2 protein-coding genes are annotated in these 553 nt (G+C 30.9%); one reads left to right on the top strand and one right to left on the bottom strand.

Annotated elements, in window-relative coordinates; genetic code table 11:
* Positions 1-61: 61 nt before the first annotated feature.
* Positions 62-217, bottom strand: a complete 156-nt coding sequence (locus CJF42_RS27975) for a hypothetical protein (RefSeq protein WP_170940796.1) — start codon at positions 215-217, stop codon at positions 62-64.
* A 142-nt stretch (positions 218-359) separates the two neighbouring features.
* Between CJF42_RS27975 and CJF42_RS27980 the strand changes: the two genes are divergently transcribed.
* On the top strand, positions 360-518 hold the full coding sequence (locus tag CJF42_RS27980; RefSeq protein WP_170940797.1) for a hypothetical protein: 159 nt from the start codon (positions 360-362) through the stop codon (positions 516-518).
* Positions 519-553 lie beyond the last annotated feature (35 nt).

Consider the following 553-nt stretch of genomic DNA (forward strand, 5'->3'; position numbering starts at 1 on the left):
GACTTTGATTATAACTAGCCGCACTGCCTAATTACGCGTTTACAGTTAAACGTATGATGTCTTAACGGACCTCATTGTCACAAGCCATATATGCACTAGGAATAGTAAGTGTGTGAAAGGTACCACCGCCAGCAATTTTAGGCGTCATATTAGCTGGTAATGTTTTGTTATCTTTAGATAGGTTTTTAAGTTTCTTTTTATTTAATTTAAGTTTCATAGTTATACTCTTTATTAAAATCAAACTAAACAGTGACATAGATATAAAACATCAACAAGAATTCCTGAACCTTTTTTGTCAATGAATGTAAATGGTTACTGAATCAAAATAACTAAGTTTGTACGGAAAAAAGGGAATTAAAATGGAAAGTGATTTATTTGCGATAGAATATTTTTTAGCAGCAATTGTTGTTTTGTTAGTTTTGATTTGGATTCGCCTTGAGGGAATTTTTAAAAAAATTGCTGAAATTAGGGAAGAAACAGGAATGTTTAAAAAGCAATTTATTTCAAAAGATGAATAATTAAGTAACCGCACAAAATACCCCCAAAGTGATGC

Origin of the sequence: Pseudoalteromonas sp. NBT06-2 (assembly GCF_002276045.1) — a bacterium.
Classification (GTDB): Bacteria; Pseudomonadota; Gammaproteobacteria; order Enterobacterales; family Alteromonadaceae; genus Pseudoalteromonas.